The 19,397-nt window shown below is 74.2% G+C and carries 20 protein-coding genes; 10 read left to right on the top strand and 10 right to left on the bottom strand.

Going from position 1 to position 19,397, the window contains the following annotated elements; translation table 11 throughout:
• Positions 1-115: 115 nt before the first annotated feature.
• On the bottom strand, positions 116-1,372 hold the full coding sequence (locus ACH4K1_RS22605) for a cation:proton antiporter (RefSeq protein ID WP_398091077.1): 1,257 nt from the start codon (positions 1,370-1,372) through the stop codon (positions 116-118).
• Positions 1,373-1,576: 204 nt separating this feature from the next.
• Positions 1,577-2,305 (bottom strand): GAF and ANTAR domain-containing protein, encoded by a 729-nt coding sequence (locus ACH4K1_RS22600; protein ID WP_391770742.1) that lies wholly within the window; start codon positions 2,303-2,305, stop codon positions 1,577-1,579.
• A gap of 559 nt (positions 2,306-2,864) precedes the next feature.
• Here ACH4K1_RS22600 and ACH4K1_RS22595 point away from each other — a divergent pair.
• The 6 genes from ACH4K1_RS22595 to ACH4K1_RS22570 all read left to right on the top strand — a co-directional run bounded on the left by ACH4K1_RS22595 (position 2,865) and on the right by ACH4K1_RS22570 (position 7,140).
• Positions 2,865-3,602 carry a GAF and ANTAR domain-containing protein gene (locus ACH4K1_RS22595; protein ID WP_398091076.1) on the top strand — a complete coding sequence of 246 codons (738 nt, stop codon included), beginning with the start codon at positions 2,865-2,867 and terminating at the stop codon, positions 3,600-3,602.
• Positions 3,603-3,975: 373 nt separating this feature from the next.
• A complete protein-coding gene (locus ACH4K1_RS22590) occupies positions 3,976-4,302 on the top strand; it encodes a plasmid stabilization protein (RefSeq protein ID WP_398091075.1) in 327 nt (108 codons plus the stop codon).
• A 50-nt stretch (positions 4,303-4,352) separates the two neighbouring features.
• On the top strand, positions 4,353-4,814 hold the full coding sequence (locus ACH4K1_RS22585; RefSeq protein WP_398091074.1) for a DUF5709 domain-containing protein: 462 nt from the start codon (positions 4,353-4,355) through the stop codon (positions 4,812-4,814).
• Between the two features lie 49 nt (positions 4,815-4,863).
• Complete coding sequence (locus tag ACH4K1_RS22580; protein WP_398091073.1) at positions 4,864-5,532, top strand: HAD family hydrolase; 669 nt, start codon at positions 4,864-4,866, stop codon at positions 5,530-5,532.
• Between the two features lie 245 nt (positions 5,533-5,777).
• On the top strand, positions 5,778-6,572 hold the full coding sequence (locus ACH4K1_RS22575) for a SigB/SigF/SigG family RNA polymerase sigma factor (protein ID WP_398091072.1): 795 nt from the start codon (positions 5,778-5,780) through the stop codon (positions 6,570-6,572).
• Between the two features lie 31 nt (positions 6,573-6,603).
• On the top strand, positions 6,604-7,140 hold the full coding sequence (locus tag ACH4K1_RS22570; RefSeq protein WP_398091071.1) for a cysteine hydrolase family protein: 537 nt from the start codon (positions 6,604-6,606) through the stop codon (positions 7,138-7,140).
• A 51-nt stretch (positions 7,141-7,191) separates the two neighbouring features.
• Here the strand turns inward: ACH4K1_RS22570 and ACH4K1_RS22565 are convergent, their stop codons facing one another.
• From ACH4K1_RS22565 to ACH4K1_RS22530, 8 genes are all read right to left on the bottom strand, one after another.
• On the bottom strand, positions 7,192-8,232 hold the full coding sequence (locus ACH4K1_RS22565) for an iron-containing redox enzyme family protein (protein ID WP_398091070.1): 1,041 nt from the start codon (positions 8,230-8,232) through the stop codon (positions 7,192-7,194).
• Positions 8,229-8,462, bottom strand: a complete 234-nt coding sequence (locus tag ACH4K1_RS22560) for a CDGSH iron-sulfur domain-containing protein (RefSeq protein ID WP_398091069.1) — start codon at positions 8,460-8,462, stop codon at positions 8,229-8,231. Before ACH4K1_RS22560 ends, ACH4K1_RS22565 begins: the two co-directional genes overlap by 4 nt.
• A gap of 13 nt (positions 8,463-8,475) precedes the next feature.
• Positions 8,476-9,192: a HemK2/MTQ2 family protein methyltransferase gene (locus ACH4K1_RS22555; RefSeq protein ID WP_398091068.1), complete on the bottom strand. Its 717-nt coding sequence runs from the start codon at positions 9,190-9,192 to the stop codon at positions 8,476-8,478.
• A 41-nt stretch (positions 9,193-9,233) separates the two neighbouring features.
• Positions 9,234-9,458 carry a hypothetical protein gene (locus ACH4K1_RS22550; protein WP_398091067.1) on the bottom strand — a complete coding sequence of 75 codons (225 nt, stop codon included), beginning with the start codon at positions 9,456-9,458 and terminating at the stop codon, positions 9,234-9,236.
• 376 nt (positions 9,459-9,834) lie between these two features.
• Positions 9,835-10,992, bottom strand: coding sequence for an XdhC family protein (locus ACH4K1_RS22545; RefSeq protein WP_398091066.1), 1,158 nt, complete (start codon positions 10,990-10,992; stop codon positions 9,835-9,837).
• A complete protein-coding gene (locus ACH4K1_RS22540; RefSeq protein WP_398091065.1) occupies positions 10,985-13,135 on the bottom strand; it encodes a xanthine dehydrogenase family protein molybdopterin-binding subunit in 2,151 nt (716 codons plus the stop codon). Before ACH4K1_RS22540 ends, ACH4K1_RS22545 begins: the two co-directional genes overlap by 8 nt.
• Positions 13,132-14,124 (bottom strand): FAD binding domain-containing protein, encoded by a 993-nt coding sequence (locus tag ACH4K1_RS22535; RefSeq protein WP_398091064.1) that lies wholly within the window; start codon positions 14,122-14,124, stop codon positions 13,132-13,134. Before ACH4K1_RS22535 ends, ACH4K1_RS22540 begins: the two co-directional genes overlap by 4 nt.
• On the bottom strand, positions 14,121-14,699 hold the full coding sequence (locus tag ACH4K1_RS22530; protein WP_398091063.1) for a 2Fe-2S iron-sulfur cluster-binding protein: 579 nt from the start codon (positions 14,697-14,699) through the stop codon (positions 14,121-14,123). The genes ACH4K1_RS22535 and ACH4K1_RS22530 overlap by 4 nt, the downstream gene beginning before the upstream one ends.
• Before the next feature lie 175 nt (positions 14,700-14,874).
• On the opposite strand from ACH4K1_RS22530, the gene ACH4K1_RS22525 reads away from it, so the two are divergent.
• The 4 genes from ACH4K1_RS22525 to glpK all read left to right on the top strand — a co-directional run bounded on the left by ACH4K1_RS22525 (position 14,875) and on the right by glpK (position 19,295).
• Positions 14,875-15,456 carry a TetR/AcrR family transcriptional regulator gene (locus ACH4K1_RS22525; protein WP_398091062.1) on the top strand — a complete coding sequence of 194 codons (582 nt, stop codon included), beginning with the start codon at positions 14,875-14,877 and terminating at the stop codon, positions 15,454-15,456.
• A 105-nt stretch (positions 15,457-15,561) separates the two neighbouring features.
• Positions 15,562-16,662, top strand: a complete 1,101-nt coding sequence (locus ACH4K1_RS22520) for a hypothetical protein (RefSeq protein WP_398091061.1) — start codon at positions 15,562-15,564, stop codon at positions 16,660-16,662.
• 241 nt (positions 16,663-16,903) lie between these two features.
• On the top strand, positions 16,904-17,749 hold the full coding sequence (locus ACH4K1_RS22515; RefSeq protein ID WP_398091060.1) for an MIP/aquaporin family protein: 846 nt from the start codon (positions 16,904-16,906) through the stop codon (positions 17,747-17,749).
• Between the two features lie 28 nt (positions 17,750-17,777).
• On the top strand, positions 17,778-19,295 hold the full coding sequence (glpK, locus tag ACH4K1_RS22510; protein WP_398091059.1) for a glycerol kinase GlpK: 1,518 nt from the start codon (positions 17,778-17,780) through the stop codon (positions 19,293-19,295).
• Positions 19,296-19,397 lie beyond the last annotated feature (102 nt).

Genomic DNA, 19,397 nt, shown 5'->3' with positions numbered 1-19,397 from the left:
CCCGGGGCTGGGGGGCGGGGGCCTCGGCCGGGCGGCTGCCGCGCGAGGGGCGCGGAGAGGAGGGCCGGGGCGTGGAGGGGTCGGGGAACGTGCGGGGTCGGGGAACGTGGTGGGGTCAGGGGGCCTTCGCCGAGCGCCGGTCGAGGTAGGAGGTCACCGGGGCCGCCGCGACCCCGTGGACGACCACGGATATCAGGACGGCGAAGACGACGACCGCCCACATCTCCCGCTCGTACGGCCCGAAGCCGCCCTCCCCGAAGGCGTAGGCGAGGTAGAAGAGCGAGCCGATGCCCCGGATGCCGAAGAAGGCGACGGCCGCGCGCTCGTTCGGGCGGCCGGGGCCCCGGAGCTGGGCGAGCACGCCGGTGACCGGGCGGATGAGGAAGTGCAGCAGCACGCCGACCGCCGCGCCGCGCCAGGTGAGGGCGGCCAGGCCGCCGGAGGCGACGAAGGCGCCCACGCCGAAGAGGAGGAGGGCCATCAGCAGGCGTTCGATCTGCTCCACGAACCCGTGCATCACCCGGTGGTAGCCGTGGCTGTGCTCCGACCTGCGCAGGGCGCACGCGGTGGCGAAGACCGCGAGGAAGCCGTAGCCGTGCAGGGCCTCGGCGACCCCGTAGGCCAGGAAGGTGGCCGCCAGCGCCACGAACCCCTCGCCCTCTTCGGCCAGCCGCAGCGACCTGGCGCGGGACCGGAAGAGCACGCGCCCCAGCAGGAGGCCGATGGCGAGGCCGGTCGCGACGCCCACGGCGATCCGGACGAGCACATCGCTCCAGAGCCAGTGGCCCGCCCACCCCCCGGTCCAGCTCTCCCCGGCGGCGGCCAGGGCGACGGCCGCGAGGACGAACGGGAAGGCCAGCCCGTCGTTGAGCCCGGCCTCACTGGTCAGTGCGAAGCGGACCTCGTCCTCGTCCTCCTTCTCGGCGGACGGCTCCCCCACCCGCACCTCGGCGGCGAGCACCGGGTCCGTCGGGGCGAGGACCGCCGCCACCAGGAGCGCGGCCGAGGCCGGCCAGCCGAGGAGCGCCCAGGCGGCGAGCGCGGTCGCGCCGATCGTCAGCGGCATCGCGATGCCGAGCAGCCGCCAGGTCGCGGCCCAGGACCTCAGGCCGAAGGGGCGGTTGATGGCGAGGCCCGCGCCCATCAGCGAGACGATCACGCACAGCTCGGTGAGGTGGTGCACCCAGATCCGGCTGTCGACCGGGTCGACCTCGGGCAGCGGCAGCGGGGTCAGGTAGAGGACCACTCCTGCGGCGAGGAAGACGATCGGCACGGAGACCGGCCGCCGGGAGAGCAGCCGGGGCAGCGCCGCGGCGAGGAAGGCCCCGATGCCGAGGCATCCGTACACCGCACCTTCGGTGGTGATCGACACGTCCGCGCTCAGCCTCCTCGCCGGGTCGCCGGGCCGGTCCGGCCCCGCCCCGGGAAAGGGGTGCGGGCCCGTTCCGGGTACGGGAGGTGGTCCGGCGGTGACGCCGTGCTCCCCCGCGACTCCCCGACGCTGAAAGGTTCCGCGCGCCGTGTACCCCGCTGCGCCCGTCCAAACGAACGCCCCGCGGGCCGGGAGCGGCGGCGTTCAGCCCCGGGGCTGGATCCGGCCCTCGGGCGGGACCTCGCCGGTGATGCTGGCGATCAACTCGGCGCAGAGGTCGCGCAGTTTGATGTTGCGGTGCTGCGAGGCGGTGCGCAGGACGTCGAACGCCTTCTCCGGGGAGCAGCGTTGCTGGCCGATGACCACCCCGATCGCCTGGTCGATGACCGTCCGCGAGCGCAGGGCCGCCTCCAGATCGGCGGCGAACTCCTCGGTGTCCGCGATGCGCTGGGCCAGCGCGATGGCTCCGGTGGCCTGGGCGGTGAGCAGCCGCAGCGCCGTCAGGTCGGCGGTGTCGAAGGCGTGCGGGAGCGGCGCGTAGAGGTTGAGGGCGCCGGAGGTGTGGCTGCGGGGCGCGATGGGCAGCGAGAGCGAGGACCGGGCGCCGCAGACCGCCGCGTAGGCGGGGTAGTCGGCCCAGCGGGTCTCCCGCAGGGTGTCGGGGACGCTGACCTCCAGGCCCGTGCGCATCGCCTGGAGGCACGGGCCGTCGTCCTGCCCGTACTGGGCCTCGTCGAGCTTCGTGGCGCTGGCCCCCACGCTGGACACGGTGACGGGGCGCCCCTGCCGCTCCAGCGTGATGCCGCAGCCGTCGGCCGCTTCCACCAGCGCGAGGGCGCCGGCGGCGAGGGCGTGCAGGAACTCGTCGAGCGACGAGGTCTCCAGGAGCAGTGCGGTCGTGTCCGGCGCCTCGGCCACGGGCCTGTCAGTCATGATCATCTCGTTCTGGGCGTAGGCCGCCTCGGGGACGGGCGGAACAGAGCTGGGCGGGGCGGTCCGGGCCGCCGGGACAGGGGCAGCCGCCACCTACGCGACGGGCCGAGCGGCGCCGGGCGCGGGGCGGTGAAGGGGATCAGACGCTGGCGTGGGAGGGCCGCTGCGGGGCGGGCGTACCACCGGGCACCGGCGCGGTGGCGGTCGGCGGTACACCTGCGGGGTGAAGCCTCGTCACGGGTGGTCGGCCCAGGGCCGCGCGTCCAGGGGGGCGCGGGGCGCGCGCGGCCGGAGGGGCGGCGCGGCGAGGACAGAGGTTCACGGGGCACTCCACGGAGACAGGAAGGATCTTCACGGGCCGTTTCCTGACCTCCAGCCGTTCATTATGCCCCCTCGCCCGGCGAAGGTCGGCCCGGCCCGGCGAAGCCGAGCGCTCGTCAGCTCCGCCCGCCCCGCCGGGCGTCGGCGCCCGTTCTCCGACGCCGCCCGGCAGGGCGGCGCGAGACGGCCCGTATAGTGCGATGCTGGTCACAGGGTTCACGCCCGGAAGGGAACGACCATGACCGACGACGGAGCCCTCCCTCCGGAGCCGCCCGACCTCGTGTCGCTCCTGCTGGACACCGACACCCTGGACGACTTCCTGCAGGCACTGGTGCAGAGCACCCTGCTCATGTCGCCCACCGCGGACGGTTGCGGGATCACACTGGAGCGTCAGGACCGGCCCCTGACCGTGGCCAGCGCGGGCACCAGCGCGCCGCTGCTGGACGAGGCCCAGTACGGGCAGGACGCCGGCCCCTGCCTGGAGGCCCTGCGCGAGGGGCACGAGGTCAGCGTGGGCGACATGCGCGAGGAGCGCCGGTGGAACGGCTACCCCGCCTTCGCCGTCGCCTCCGGAACCCTCTCGTCGCTGTCGCTGCCGATCGCCGCGCACTCCCACACGGCCGGCGCCCTCAATCTGTACTCGCCCCGGGCGAACGGTTTCGCGGACGCCGATATGAGCGCCCTGCGCGCCCTCGCCGCACAGGCGACGGGGGCCGTCGAGCTGGCGCAGCGGCTCGCGGACGCCCGGACCTTCACCGCCGACCTGGAAGCGGCCCTCCAGTCACGCGCGGTGATCGACCAGGCGGCCGGGATCGTCATGCAGCAGCGCCGCTGCACCTCCGAGGAGGCGCTGCGGATCCTGCGCACCGCGTCGCAGCACCGCAACGTGAAGCTCCGCGACGTGTGCGCGCAGCTGGTCGGCGTCGTCTCGGGCGAGACCCCGGCGGAGGGCCCCCGGCTGCGCCCCCGTCCGTGACGCGTCCCGCTCGCGGGGCGCCCGTGCCCCGCTCCTGATCTTCCGCGCCCCCTGGTGGCCCGAGGACGGCGAGCAGCGCCGGAAACGACCGCTCGGGGAGATGTTTGGCATCCGCTGCAGGGGTACCCCGACACCAGGTATCCGGCGTACGCGGAACCGAGGCGCCGGCCGGTTGGGAAAACAGCCGTCGGTGCCGCCGGCCCCGGCCTCGGAACGTCACCCCCGCCCCCGTCTGAGGGAGCGCCCTCCCGCGGTGCGTTGTTTAGTGGGATCCGTACGGGAAAGGCGGTGGGCGTCCACCGGGTACGGGACGTCATCGCACCGGTGACGCCGTCGCACCCCGGGCCCCCGGAGCGAAGCGGAGGAGCACATCATGCCTGCTGGATCCAGCAAGAAGCGTGAGCGGCAGTACGAGCACATCAAGGAGAGCGAGAAGGCGCAGGGCGCCTCGGAGGGGCGCGCGAAGGAGATCGCGGCCCGGACCGTGAACAAGGAGCGCGCCCGCTCCGGCGAGTCGAGGACGGCGAGCAAAACGTCCACGCAGGACAAGAAGTCCGCCTACCAGCGGGGCGGCGAGCGCTCCCACCGGGGTGCGCAAGGTCCCACGAAGGACCAGCTGTACGCGGAGGCGCGGAAGAAGAACGTCGACGGGCGTTCCTCCATGAACAAGGAAGAGCTCCGCAAGGCCCTCGGCCGCTGACGCACCGCGGCGCTCGGAGCGGACGGCCCGTAGACGGAGGAGAAGAAGAGATGCCCGCAGACGCACGCGGCGACGATGTGTACCAGCCGCAGCACGACGACGGACAGGATCCGCCGAACGACGATCTCGACCTGGAGAACACGCTCGGCGAACGGGATCTGGACGACCAGATGGAAGAGGGCTACTCCCCTCCGGAACGCCCCCTCGGCGTGGACAAGTTCGGCACGACGGGGGCGGAGGAGCGTCGCGGCGAGTCCCTGGACCAGCGGCTCGCCCAGGAGGTCGACGACGTGGAGCCGCCCGCGGGCGACGGCATCGGCGACCTGCCGGGAGGCGAGGGCGAGCCCGTGGAGGGGAGCGAGCGCGAACCCCGGGCGGGCCGCCTGAGCCCGGCGGACGACCCCACCGGACGGGAGACCGACGTCTTCGCCCGGGACGTGGGCATCGACGGCGGCGCGGCGTCGGCCGAGGAGGCCGCCGTCCACGTGAGGGACGAGGACGACGCCCTCTGACGAGGCCCTCCAGGGGCGAAGCGGCGGGAGAGCGAGAAAGCGGGAGACCATGGCAGGCGCGGCGATCTTCGATGTGGACGGCACGCTCACGGACACCAACCACCTTCATGTGGTGGCGTGGTGGGAGGCGTTCCGGCAGGCCGGGCACACCGTGCCGATGCCGGACGTCCACCGGTCGGTCGGCCTGGGTTCGGGCGATCTGATCGAGCGGCTGCTGGGCGCCGACCGGGACCGCGGCCAGGACGACGCCATCAGTACCGCGCACTCGGTGCTCTACGCGACGTACTTCGACCGCCTCCCCGCCTTCCGGGGCGCGGGCGACCTGTTGCGCACACTCGACGAACGCGGCTGGCGGGTGGTTCTCGCCACCTCGGCGGACGGCGCGGAACTCACGGCGCTGCGGCGGGCGATCGACGCCGACGAGGCGATTCTCGCCACGGCGAGTTCGGACGACGTCGAGCGGGGCAAGCCCGCCCCGGAGCCGGTGGAGCTGGCCTGCCGGCTGGCCGGCGTCGACCCCGGGGAGGCGGTGTTCGTGGGCGACACGGTGTGGGACATGGAGGCGGCGTCCCGGGCCGGGGTGGGCGCGGTGGCCGTCCTCTCGGGCGGCATCCCGCGCGCCGACCTGGAGCGGGCGGGAGCCCGGACGGTCTACCGGGACGTCGGCGACCTGCTCGCCCGCCTCGACGAGAGCCCCTTCGGCCCGGGAGCCGGATGATACGGGTCCGTCGGGCCGGGCGGGGCCGGCGGACCCGGTGAAGCCGCCTCCGGCAGGCCGGAAAGGGACGCACTCGAGATGCCGGTCGGACCTTCATCAGGTTTAGTTCCTTTATGCCCGGGTATGAGGCTATTCGTGCTTCGGACAGGAGGTACGCCCGCGGATGCCGGGCGGCGCCTGTCCGTCCCTGCGCCTCCCGCGGCAACCCGAACGCATCGTCGTAGCGCCGTCGAGGAGTGACCGCCATGCAGGACCCCCTCTCCCCCCAGCCCGGCCCCCGCCCGGCCGACCGGGCGAGCACCGACGCGTTCCGGAGGCTGCGGTCGCTTCCGCCGGGGCCGGAGCGGGACGCGTTGCGCAGCGAGACGATCTGCACCTGGCTGCCGATGGCGCACCGGCTGGCGACCAGGTTCCGCGACCGGGGGGAGACGATGGACGACCTGCGGCAGGTGGCCGCGATGGGGCTGGTCAAGGCGGTGGACCGCTACGACCCGGAGCGGGGCAAGGCGTTCGAGACGTACGCCGTGCCCACCGTCACCGGGGAGCTGAAGCGGCACTTCCGCGATCACACCTGGGACGTGCACGTCCCGCGGCGGGTGCAGGATCTGCGCAACCGGGTGCGGGCGGCCCGCCGGGAGTTGGCGCAGACCACGTCGGGCAGGACCCCGACCTGTGCCGAGATCGCCTCCGCCACCGGGCTCACCGAGGAGGATGTGCTGCTGGGGCTGGAGGCCCTGGACAGCTACAGCGCCCTCTCCCTGGACGCCGAGCCCGCGGGCGCCGAGGGAGGAATGCCGCTGGTCGACCGGTTGGGGGCCTGCGACAGGGCGCTGGAGGTCGCCGTCGACCGGGAGGCCGTCAAACCGGGGCTGCGGGGGCTCCCCGAGCGGGAGCGCACCATCCTGTACCTCCGGTACTTCCAGGACATGACGCAGGTGCGCATCGCCGAACGGCTCGGCATCTCGCAGATGCACGTGTCCCGTCTGCTCAGCCAGTCATGCGAACGCGTACGCGACGGGGTCCTCCAAGGAGCCCTCTGACGGGCGTGCACAGCCGCCCGGGAAAGCAGCCATGGGAAACAGCGCTCTCATCGTCATCGACATGATCAACTCCTACGACCACCCCGACGCCGACCTGCTCGTGCCGTCCGTCCGCTCGGCGCTTCCGCAGATCGAGCGGTTGATCGACCGCGCCCGCTCCGAGCGGATCCCCGTCGTCTACGCGAACGACAACTTCGGGGAGTGGCGCTCCCACCACGGGGAGATCATCGAGACCGCTCTCGCGGGGAACAACGCCGAACTGGTGAAGCCCGTGCTTCCGGACGACGACTCCCTGTTCGTCGTCAAGGCCCGGCACTCCATCTTCTACGAGACCCCCCTCCCCTACCTGCTCTCCCAGTTGGGGGCCGACCACCTGGTGCTGTGCGGTCAGGTCACCGAGCAGTGCGTGCTGTACTCGGCGCTCGACGCGCACATCCGGCATCTGAGCGTGACGGTGCCGAGGGACGCCGTGGCGCACATCCACGGCGATCTCGCGGAGGCCGCGCTGCGCATGATGGAGCGCAACATGGGAGCGGCGATCCCGGACGCCGACGACGTCTCCTTCTGAGGCCCCGGCCCGGCAGGCCGGGGAGGCCCCGGCCCGGCAGGCCCGGGCCTCTCAGGGCGTCAGCGGTGTGCGCAGGGCGGAGCGGCCCTCGCGCCATGCCGTCAGCAGGTGGTCGCCGAGGCGGTCCTCCAGGTACCCGGTCGCCTCGATGCCCAGGACGACGTCGGCGGCCAGGCCGGGCTCGTCCTCCAGCAGACCGTCGACCACCTCGTGGCGCACCACCTGCTCGTGCACCGCGTCGGCCTCCACGTGCTCGTCGTAGAACCGCTGGGCCGCGGGGCCGGCGCCCACGCGGCGCAGCGCCTCGGCCAGCCTCCGCGACCCGGGGGACGAGGTGATCTCCACCGCGGCGAAGTGCCCGACCAGCGCGCCGCGCAGCCGGCGGTGCAGGCCGAAGAGGGACATCAGGTTGACCGTGGCCAGGGCCGGGGCGGGCGCGGCGTCGAGGTAGCGGCCGTACCGCACGTCGAGACCGAGGTCGGCCATCAGGTCGGCGAAGAGCTGGGCGTGGACGTCCTCGGCCCTCCCCGCCCCGAACTCGTCGAACTCCACGGCCACCATCGCCGCCTTGGCGCGCCCCCGGAGCCGGGGCACCACCCACAGGTGCGGATCGGCTTCCTTGAGGTGGTACAGGGAGCGGAGGGCGGCGTATTCGCGCAGCTGCCACAGCTCGCCCTCCCGCTGGAGGTGGTGGCTGACGCTGCGGCCGTCGTCCCCGACGGGTTCCAGCTGGAGCGCGTCCACCGCCCCCGCCACGTCCTTTCCGCCGGAGCCGCCGTCGCGGCGTACCGCGTCCAGGAAGACGTCCTCGGCCGCCGCGCGCACGCCGAGCAGGGCCGGATCCCACTCCAGGCGCTCGTCCACCCCGGCGAACCCCCGGTAGTGCAGCTCGTACAGGACGTACAGGAGCAGGTGGAGGTCGTCCCCGTACGGGTCGCAGCGGCGTACCGCGTCGGCGTCGGGCAGCCGGGCGGCCCCGCCCGCCAGCACGTGGAGCACGCTCTCGCTCAGGGGGCCGCGCGCCGCGGGGAGCGCGGGGGACGCGGCGGGGCTGTCGCTCACCGGCGGCTCCGTGGTGGCCTGGGTCGTCACGTTCGGGACTCCTCCTCGCCCTCCCGGGGCGGTCGTCCGTCCGGGCTGCCCTGCGGGGAGCCGGCGGGCTTGCGGCGGCGGTGGCTGGTGTCGCACCAGGGGTAGGCGCGGCTGCGGCGGCAGGTGCAGAGGGCGACGACGAAGCGGTCGGACCGGGCCGTCGTGCCGTCGTCGCCCACCACCTCGACCGGGCCCTCGACCAGGACCGGGCCCTCCCGGTTCAGCACCACGCGGCGGGGCGTCTCATTTCTTCCGGGCACGGATCACCACCAGTTCCTCCCTGTCGAGCCGGTCCCGCAGCAGCCCCCGTGCCCGCAGCCAGGCGGCCCGGCCCCGGGTGACGGGGCCGAACGGGATCGTGACCCGGTCGGTCACGGACACGTCCAGCCCGGCCGAGGAGAGCCGGTCGACCGTCTCCCGGGGGCGGCTCAGCCCCGACTGGACGAGCAGGAGCAGTCCACCGGGGCGCAGGGCGGCGAAGGCGTCGTCGCAGATGCGGTCGAGGACCATCCGGCCGTCGGGCCCCGCGTCCCAGGAGCGGCCGGCGCGGTGGCGCGGCGCCGTCAGGCCGGGGGCCGGGACGTACGGGGGGTTGCTGACGACGGCGTCGAACGTACGGCCCGGCAGGGCCCGTAGCAGATCGCCCCGGCGTACGGTGACGGGCAGGCGGGCGAGTGCGGTGTTCAGCCGGGCGGAGGCCACCGCCCGGCGGCTGATGTCCACCGCCGTGACGCGGGCGCCGAGCCGGGCGGCGTGCAGGGCCAGCGCGCCGGTCCCGGTGCACAGGTCCAGCAGCTCCGTGCCCGCGCCGATCCCCTCGCGACGCATGGCGAGGGCGAGCAGCAGCGTGTCCGTCTGCGGCCGGTACACGCCGGGAAGCCGCACGATCCGGGGGTGCCCCGGGCTTTCCCCGGCCGGAGGAAGCGTTGCGGAGAACTCCGGCGGGGCCTCCCTCGTCATCGGGTCGTCCTCGCCCTCGGGAACCCGTACCCCTCGCCCGTTCAACGGCCGGAGGTTCCGTCGGGGCGGTCCCGCCGCTCCAGGCGGCGGGCCTCGTCCTGGCGGCGCCGGCCCTCGTCCTTGCGGGCCTGGTCGTCGAGCGCCTTGCCGTCCGACTCCCTGGCCAGCCCGCGGGCCTTGAGGACCTTGGCCCGCAGGAGCCTGCGTACGTCACGCATCGTGTCCTCCTGTGCGGTCAGCAGTTGTTCCACCGTCGAGCGGTTCATGTCTCCTCGTCCGCGGGGCGAGCCCGAGTCCGTCACCGGCCGGTCCGGTGCCCGGGCGGGATCACGCCGCTGTACTGGAGTGACCCGGTACGGCTCCGCCAAACGTGCGATCCGTCTTTCGTGGGCCGCCATGGGCCGTCATGGGCCGCCCGGGCGGCGTTCCCCGGCCGGCGGCCCGCGCCGTGGACGAGAAGCGCGGCCCCGGCCGCGGGGGGACCGCGGCCCGGGCGGGTCGGCCCCCGCCCCACGGGCCGCACACCCCTGCGGGCCGGTCCGGCTCGCCGGGACGGCGGCGGCCGGCGGCGGGCGGCGGCCGGCGGCGGGCGGCGGCCGGCGGCGGGCGCGGGGGCGGGCGAACAGCGCGGCCGGTGCGGCCTCAGCGCCGACCGACGGCCCGCACCTCCGTCCGGGGGTCCGGGCGGGGCTGCCGGTGGATGGGCTCCGCTCCCCCGGTCAGCGGCCGGCCCGTGCCGCCGCGCCGGGCCGCGACGATCTCCGCCGCGATGGACAGGGCCGTCTCCTCCGGCGTACGGGCCCCGAGGTCCAGCCCGATGGGCGACCGCAGCCTCGCCAGCTCGCGGTCGCCCAGACCGGCCTCGCGCAGCCGCCGGACCCGGTCCGCGTGGGTACGGCGCGATCCCATCGCTCCGACGAAGGCGGAGGGCCGCCGCAGCGCCTCCGTGAGCAGCGGCACGTCGAACCGGGCCTCGTGGGTGAGCACGCACAGGACCGTGCGCCCGTCGGTCGGGGTACGCCGGAGGTAGCGGTGGGGCCAGTCGACGACGACCTCGTCGGCCTCGGGGAACCGGGCGGGGGTGGCGAAGACGGGCCGGGCGTCGCACACCGTCACATGGTGGCCGAGGAACTTGCCGGCCCGTACCAGCGCCGCGGCGAAGTCGACCGCGCCGAAGACGATCATCCGGGGCGGCTCCACGCTGGACTCGACGAGCAGGGTGAGCCCGCCGGGGCAGTGCGAACCGTCCTCGGAGAGGGCGACCGTGCCGGTGCGGCCGACGTCGAGCAGGGCCGCCGCCTCGGCCGCCGCTGTGTCGTCCAGCTCCGGATGGCCGCCGAGCCCGCCCTCGCGGGAGCCGTCCGCGCGGACGAGCAGCGAGCGCCCCAGAAGTTCCTCCGGGCCGCTCGCCACCCGGGCGAGGGCCGCCGAGGCGCCGGAGGCAGCGGCGGCCAGCGCTCCCCGCAGCACGCTCCGCTGCGGTGAGTCGGCCCGTACCGGAGTGACCAGGATGTCGAGGACCCCGCCGCAGGTCAGTCCCACGGCGAAGGCGTCCTCGTCGCTGTAGCCGAACCGTTCGCCCACGGTGCGGCCGTCCCGGAGGGCCTGCGCGCACAGTTCGTAGACCGCGCCCTCCACACAGCCGCCGGAGACCGAGCCGATCGCCGTACCCTCGCTGTCCACGGCGAGGGCGGCGCCGGGGCCGCGCGGCGCGCTGCCGCCGACGGAGACGACGGTGCCGACGGCGAACTCCCGGCCCTCCTCGATCCATCGGTGCAGCTCGCCCGCGATGTCAAGCATCCACCGCTCCTCCGGCGGAACCCGCCGCCGCTTCGATCACCCGGTCGGGGCGGATCGGCAGGTGCCGGTGGCGTACGCCGGTGGCGTGGTGGACCGCGTTGGCGACGGCCGCCGCCGCGCCCACGATGCCGATCTCCCCGACGCCCTTGATGCCGACCGGGTCGTCCGGGTCGTGGTCGTCCACCCAGTCCGCCTCGACGTCCGGGACGTCGGCGTGGGTGGCGACGTGGTAGCCGGCGAGGTCGGGGGCGTAGTGGCCGCCGGTGTTCCGGTCGCGGACCGCCTCCTCGTGCAGGGCCATGGAGATGCCCCACGTCATCCCGCCGACGAGCTGGTTGCGGGCGGTGAGCGGGTTGACGATGCGGCCCGCCGCGAAGATGCCGAGCATGCGGCGCACCCGGATCTCGCCGGTGGCGGTGTCGACGGCGACCTCGGCGAACTGGGCCCCGTAGGAGTGCCGTTCCTTCCGTGCGAGGGATCCCAGGGCCTCGGTGGTGTCGGACCGCACCGTGATGCCCTCCGGCGGGATGCCCGTGGTCGTCGCGAGCCGTTCGCGCAGTTCGGCGGCGGCCGCCGTGACCGCCCAGGCCCAGGAGCGGGTGCCCATGGACCCGCCGGCGATCATCGCGGGGCCGAAGTCGCTGTCGCCGATGCGGACCCGGACGCGGTCGGGCGCGGTCTCCAGCGCGTCGGCGGCGATCAGGGTGAGCGCGGTGCGGGCTCCGGTCCCGATGTCGGCCGCGGTGATGCGCACGGTGAAGGAGCCGTCCGCCTCCGCGGTGACCAGGGCCGTGGAGGGGGCGGCGCCGGCGCCGAAGGAGGCCGCCGCCGTGCCGGTGCCCAGCAGCCACCGCCCGTCCCGCCGGACGCCCGGGCGCGGGTCGCGGTCCGCCCAGCCGAAGCGGCGCGCGCCCTCGCGGAAGCAGGCCGCCAGGTTGCGGCTGCTGAACGGCAGACCGGAGACCGGGCCGACCTCCGGCTCGTTGCGCAGACGCAGGTCGATCGGGTCGAGGCCGGCGCGTTCGGCGAGTTCGTCGAGGGCCGCCTCGATGGCGAACGACCCCGGGGCCTCCCCCGGCGCCCGCATCCAGGTCGGGGACGGCACGTCCAGCCGTACGACGTGGTTGGCGGTGCGGTGGGCCTCGGCGTCGTACATCACCCGGGCCACGCCCGCGCTGGGCTCGACGAACTCGTACACCGTCGAGGTCTGGTTCAGCGAGCGGTGTTCCAGGGCGAGCAGCCGGCCGTCGGGGGCCGCGCCGAGCCTGACCCGCTGGGCGGTGGGGCTGCGGTAGCCGCCCAGCGAGAACACCTGTCGCCGGGTCAGGACCACGCGTACCGGGCGCCGCAGGGCGGTGGCGGCCATCACGGCGGACACCTGGTGGGCGCGCAGCCCCTTGCTGCCGAAGCCGCCCCCGATGTGCTCGGAGCGCACCCGCACGGCGGAGGCGTCGAGCGAGAACATCGCGGCCAGCTCGCTCTGGACCCAGCCGGCGCCCTGGTTGGAGTCGACGACCTCCAGCCGGCCGCCGTCCCACCGGGCGGTCGCGGCGTGGGGCTCCATCATGCTGTGCTGCTCTTCGGGGGTGGTGTACTCCTCGTCCACGACGAACGCGGACTCGGCGAGCCGTGCCTCCAGGTCGCCCTTCTCCGTCTCGGCCGGCATGTGGCCGGCGGCGGGGTAGGCGCCGGGGTGGCCGGGGACGAGCACGGTGTCGTGCGGCTCCCGGTCGTACGTCACCACGAGCGCTTCGGCGGCCTCGCGGGCCACCTCCGGGGTCTCGGCGACGACGAGCGCGACCGGCCAGCCGGCGAACGGCACCCGGTCGTCCTGGAAGACGGCGGAGGTCGGGTCCGGCGGGACGCCGAGCATGCCGATGTAGTCGGTGTTCAGCCGGGGGGCGTTGCCGTGGTGCAGTACGGCGAGCACGCCCGGCACGGCCAGGACCGGGCCGGTCTCCACCGTACGGATCCGGCCGCGGGCGACCGTCGACAGCACCAGCCAGCCGTGGGCCAGCTCCGCGAACGGTATCTCTCCCGCGTAGCGGGCCGCGCCGGTGACCTTGTCGCGGCCCTCCACGCGGGTGCGGGCGACGCCGACGGCTCCGCGGAGCGCGGGGCGGCCCGGGGCGGTGGTCGTCATCGGGCGTCCTCCCCGGCGAGTTCGGTCAGGACGGAGACGACGAGGTTGCGCATGAGGGTCACCTTGTATCCGTTGCGGGGCAGGGGGCGGGCGGCGGCCAGTTCGGCGTCCGCGGCGGCGGCGAAGGCCGTGCCGTCCGCGGGTGCGCCGGTCAGGGCGGCTTCGGCCGCGCGGGCGCGCCAGGGCCGGGAGGCCACGGCTCCGAGGGCGAGGCGCGCTTCGCGTACGACGCCGTCCTCGATGGCGAGCGCGGCGGCGACGGAGCCGATGGCGAAGGCGTACGAGGCGCGCTCGCGCACCTTGCGGTAGCGGGAGCGGGCGGCGACGGGCGCGGCGGGCAGGGTGACGTGGGTGATCAGCGCGCCGGGCGGCAGGGCGGTCTCCCGGTGCGGGGTGTCGCCGACGGGGAGGTAGAAGTCGGTGATCGGGACTTCACCGGGCCCGTCGGGGCTCTCGTAGGAGACCCGGGCGTCGAAGGCCGTCAGGGCGACGCCCATGTCGGAGGGGTGCACGGCCACGCAGTGGTCGCTCGCGCCGAGGACGGCGTGGTTGTGGTGCTCGCCCGCGACGGCGGAGCAGCCGGTGCCCGGGGCGCGCTTGTTGCAGGGCGCCGACAGGTCGGTGAAGTAGCCGCAACGGGTGCGCTGGAGGAGGTTGCCGCCGACGGTGGCCATGTTGCGCAGCTGGCCGGAGGCTCCGGCCAGCACGGCCTGGGCGAGCGCCGGGTAGCGGCGGCGGACCTCGGGGTCGGCGGCGAGGTCGCTGTTGGTGACGGTCGCCCCGATGCGCAGGCCGCCGTCGGCCGCGGGTTCGACGCGGTCCAGCGGGAGTCCGCGGACGTCCACGAGCCGGGCGGGGCGCTCCACGCCGGTCTTCATCAGGTCGACGAGGTTGGTGCCGCCGCCGAGGTAGCGGGCGTCGGGGTCCGCGGCGAGCAGGGCGACCGCCCCGGTGACGTCGTGGGCCCGCTGGTAGCCGAACTCCCTCATGCGGTGGTCTCCTTCGCGCCCGCGGTGCGGGTCTCGGCGTGGGCCCCGGCGGCGCGGGCGACGGCCTGGACGATCGAAACGTAGGCTCCGCAGCGGCACAGGTTGCCGCTCATCCGCTCGCGGATCTCCTCGGGCGTCAGCGGCTGGGGCGCGGCGTCGGGACTCAGGTCCTCGGTGACGGCGCTCGGCAGCCCGGCCGCGTGCTCCTCGATGACGGCGATGGCGGAGCAGATCTGGCCGGGTGTGCAGTAGCCGCACTGGTAGCCGTCGAGGTCGAGGAACGCCTGCTGGACGGGGTGCAGTTCGTCGCCCTCGGCCACGCCTTCGATGGTGGTGATCTCGCGTCCCTCGGCGGCGACCGCGAGGGTGAGGCAGGCGACGGCGCGCCGCCGGTCCACCAGGATCGTGCAGGCGCCGCACTGGCCCTGGTCGCAGCCCTTCTTGGTGCCGGTGAGGTCGAGGCGCTCGCGCAGGGCGTCGAGCAGGGTGGTGCGGTGGTCGACGGGCAGGTGGTGCTTCTCGCCGTTGATGTTCAGGGTGATCACGCTGGACGTCGACGAGGTCGCTGGGGCCATGTTCAGCCTTCTCTGGTGTCGGGTGACGAGGGGCCGGGCCGTCGACGGTGACCGACGGGCCGGTCGGCGGTAAGGTAGCCCTAACCGGACCGTTGTCCGCTTATCTGAAGAACGTAACGGACAGTTGTCCGGTTAACAAGGACGGGTTTCGGCCACGAACCCGCGAGGAGGCACCGTGCCCGAGCCGAAGAAGGACCCCCCTCTGCGTTCGGACGCACAGCGCAACCGCGAGCGCATCCTGCGCATCGCCACGGCCGAACTGACCGTGTGCGCGGACGTCCCGCTGAGCGCCATCGCCAGGAAGGCGGGCGTCGGCCAGGGCACCTTCTACCGCAACTTCCCGCACCGGGAAGCGCTCGTCCTGGAGGTCTACCGCTACGAGATGCGCCAGGTCGCGGACGCCGCCCGCGAGTTGCTGGAGTCCCGCCCGCCCGAGCGGGCCCTGCGCGAGTGGATGGACCGCCTCGCCCGCTTCGCCATGACGAAGGCAGGGCTGGCGGACGCGATCCGGCTGGTCACCGGCGCACCCGGCGGCCCCGCCAAGCCCGGCCCCACCCCGCTCATGGAGGCGGCCGGAACCCTCCTGGCCGCCTGTGAGGCCGTCGGCGCCGTCCGCCCCGGGGTGACTCCGGACGACTTCTTCCTCGCCATCGCCGGTCTGTGGCAGATCGATCCGCGCGAGGACTGGGAACCGCGGGCCGGCCGCCTCCTGGACCTCGTCATGGACGGCCTGCGGGCGGGGGCGCCCGGCCGGTGACCGGACCGCCCCCGCCGGCGGCGGAGCCCCGTGTGATGATGCCCCCGTACAGCCTCCGGGCCCGGGGAGGGGCCGGGAAGCACGGCGAGCGAGGGGAGCGGCGGGGTGAGCCGGGGCGGGACGTCCATACCGGACGAGGAGTGGGAGCGTTTCCTCAAGGAGTCCGAGGCCGGAAGCCCGGGCGCGCCCGAGGAGCCGTCGGCGCGGGCCCGGATGGTGTCGCGGCGGCTCCAGGAGGAGCCGGGAGGCGGGGAAGGGTGGCGGACGTACGCTCCCGCCCCGCGTCGGCGCGGCAGGGGCTGGTACGCGTTCGGCCTGGCGGCCGTCGTGGCGGCGCTGATCGCGGTGGCCGTCGCCCCCGGGCGGGTCCTCGGCCTGTTCGGCGGCGGAGCGGGGGACGCCGCCCCGCTCGCCGCGGAGTCGCGGCGTCCGGACGGGCCGCCGGACTCCGGGGCGTCGGACCGGCAGCCCACCCCGGACGATCCGTTCAGGGGATCGCCGGCCGCGCGCTGGAGCGACGGCGCCGCGGGCATCCATCTGCCCGAGGCGCGCGCGACCGGCTGGATGGACCGGGCGGAGGTGGCGCGAGCGCTCGACCGGACCCGGGACTTCCTCGTCGCCTCCAGCCTCGACCCCGCCGTACTGCGCGGCGAGAAGCCCGAGAAGGCCCTGGCGCTCGTCAACCCGCACCAGTCGGACGTGCGGGCCTACCTCGAGAAGGCGTTCAGCGCGCCCGACCGCGAGAACGACCCCCTCCTGCTCTTCAGCCGCTTCCGGCCCGCCGACGTCCGGCCGGTCGGGGACGTGGTCAGGACGCGCGGCCGGATCGCCTTCCGGGAGGGCGAGAAGGGTGCGGTGGAGGTCTCCGCGGACGTCACCTACGTGTACCCGGTCAGGCGCGCCTCGGGGAACAGCGACGAGGTCGCGCGCACCATCGTGCGCCGCGAGACGGTGGTGAGCTGGGACGACCCGAAGAAGATCATCACCGAGCCGGGAACGTTCTCCGTCGTCTCCTACAAGCTGGACACCACCAACGCCGGTTGCGGCGTCCACGACGGCTATCTCCACCCCGCCTTCCTCTCCGATCGCACCGGCGCCGACACGGACGACGGCCGGGCCGTCGACCCCTACGACCGGAGCAGGCCGATCGAGGAGCGGAAGCGGAAGCCGGGCGACCGGCGCTGCGACACCGCGACCCGCTCCTGACGGTGGCCGGGCCCGCCCCACCCGGCCACCGCCTCCCGGGGCCGCCCCCTCGCTCCACGGAGGCGGCGGCCGCTCCGGCCGGTCGGCGGCCGTTTCCGGAGCTCACCCGATCGGCCCACCTCCGAACCCCGCCCCCAAGAGGCCGAATTCCTCCGATATGCCGCTTTACGTGAATCGGCTTAGCCTGCTGACACTGCTCGGGCAGAAGACAGCCGGCGCCGTCGGCGGAGGGCGAGCTTCCATGGCCGAACTACGCAAGAAGTCCGGATTGCTCGGTGAGTTGTCCGCCGAGTTCGCGGGCACGTTGATCCTCATCCTCTTCGGATGCGGTGTCGTGGCCCAGGTGGCGGCGGGTGGAGCCCTGACCGACCCGGCGGGCGGGCTCGGGGACCACGACAGCATCGCCTGGGCGTGGGGGCTCGGCGTCACGCTGGGTGTCTACGTGGCGGCGCGGCTGAGCGGGGCGCATCTCAACCCCGCGGTGACCGTCGCCCTCGCCGCGTTCAAGGGGTTCCCCTGGAAGAAGGTGGCCCCGTACGCGCTGGCGCAGACGGCCGGCGCCTTCGTGGCCGCGCTCCTCGTCCGCTGGAACTACAGCGAGGCGCTGGCGAAGGCCGACCCCGGGCACACCATCAAGACGCAGTCGGTCTTCTCCACGCTGCCGGCCAACGGCAACCCGGCGCTGCCGGTGCACGAGTGGGGCGCGTTCCGCGACCAGATCATCGGCACCGCCCTTCTCCTGCTGCTGATCCTGGCCGTCACCGACCTGCTGAACACCCCGCCCGGCTCGAACCTGGGTCCTTTCGTCATCGGTCTGATCGTGGTCGCCATCGGCATGGCCTGGGGCACCAACGCGGGGTACGCGATCAACCCGGCCCGTGACTTCGGCCCCCGGCTGGCGAGCTTCCTCACCGGGTACGGCGGGGCGTGGCGCGACCAGTACGGGAATCTCTACTTCTGGGTGCCCATCCTCGGCCCGCTGATCGGCGGTCTGCTGGGCGCGGGCCTCTACAAGGTCTTCATCGGACGCTTCCTGCCGTCCGCGGAGCCCGAACCGCCGGGCCGCGTCCCCGCGGGCAAGGACTGACCACACCGGCCCGGAGAGGCGGCACACCATGGCGGACTTCATCGGCGCGGTGGACCAGGGGACCACCAGCACCCGGTTCATGATCTTCGATCACGGCGGCAACGAGGTCGCCAAGCACCAGCTGGAGCACGAGCAGATCCTGCCCCGCTCCGGCTGGGTGGAGCACGATCCCGTGGAGATCTGGGAGCGCACCAACTCGGTCATGCAGAACGCGTTGCGGTACGGCGGTCTGTCGCCGACCGACCTGGTGGCCATCGGGATCACCAACCAGCGCGAGACCACGGTGGTCTGGGACCGGCGCAACGGGCGGCCCTACTACAACGCCATCGTCTGGCAGGACACCCGTACGGACGCCATCGCGGCGAAGCTGGAGCGTTCGGGGAAGGGCGAGGTCATCCGCCGCAAGGCCGGGCTGCCGCCGGCGACGTACTTCTCCGGCGGCAAGATCCAGTGGATCCTGGAGAACGTCGACGGCGTACGGGAGGCGGCGGAGGCCGGCCACGCGGTCTTCGGCAACACCGACGCCTGGGTCCTGTGGAACCTGACCGGCGGACCGAACGGGGGCATCCACGCCACCGACGTCACCAACGCGAGCCGGACCATGCTGATGGACCTGGAGACCCTCGACTGGGACGACGAACTCCTCGGCTTCTTCGGCATCCCCCGGTCGATGCTCCCGAAGATCAACCCGTCCTCGGACGCGGAGGCCTACGGTTCCACCCGCACCTCCCGGCCGTTGAGCGCCGCCATCCCCATCGGGGGCGTCCTCGGCGACCAGCAGGCGGCCACCGTCGGCCAGGTCTGCTTCTCCCCCGGCGAGGCCAAGAACACCTACGGCACCGGGAACTTCCTGTTGCTCAACACCGGCAACGAGCTGGTCCGTTCGCAGAACGGCCTGCTCACCACGGTGGCCTACCGGTTCGGCGACAGCCCGGCGGTCTACGCGCTGGAGGGGTCCATCGCCGTCACCGGCTCCGCGGTGCAGTGGCTGCGCGACCAGATGAAGATCATCAAGTCGGCGCCGGAGAGCGAGGTGCTGGCCCGGAGCGTCGAGGACAACGGCGGCGTCTACTTCGTCCCCGCCTTCTCCGGCCTCTTCGCCCCGTACTGGCGTTCCGACGCCCGCGGCGCGATCGTCGGCCTCTCCCGGTACAACGACAACGCCCACCTGGCGCGGGCCGCCCTGGAGGCCATCTGCTACCAGAGCCGCGACGTGGTGGAGGCCATGGAGCAGGACTCCGGGGTCCACCTGGACGTGCTCAAGGTGGACGGCGGCGTCACCGCCAACGACCTCTGCATGCAGATCCAGTCGGACGTCCTCGGCGTCCCGGTCAGCCGTCCCGTCGTCGCCGAGACCACCGCGCTCGGCGCCGCCTACGCGGCCGGCCTCGCCACCGGCTTCTGGCAGGACACCGACGAACTGCGCAGCCAGTGGCACGAGTCGAAGCGCTGGGAGCCCCAGTGGACCGAGGAGCAGAGGGCGGAGGGGTACGAGGGCTGGAAGCGGGCGGTGGAGCGCACCCTCGACTGGGTGAAGGTGCCCTGACGCCCTCGCGCGGGTCGGGCACGGGGAGGGGCGGGACGGGCTGCTGTGGGAGCGCGTCCTGGGCGAGTGAGCGGGGCGGCGGGCGGGCCGGCATCACGCGCC

Source organism: Streptomyces sp. NPDC017448, from assembly GCF_044330565.1.
Taxonomy (GTDB): Bacteria; Actinomycetota; Actinomycetes; order Streptomycetales; family Streptomycetaceae; genus Streptomyces.
This window is presented reverse-complemented; position numbering and strand designations above follow the sequence as displayed.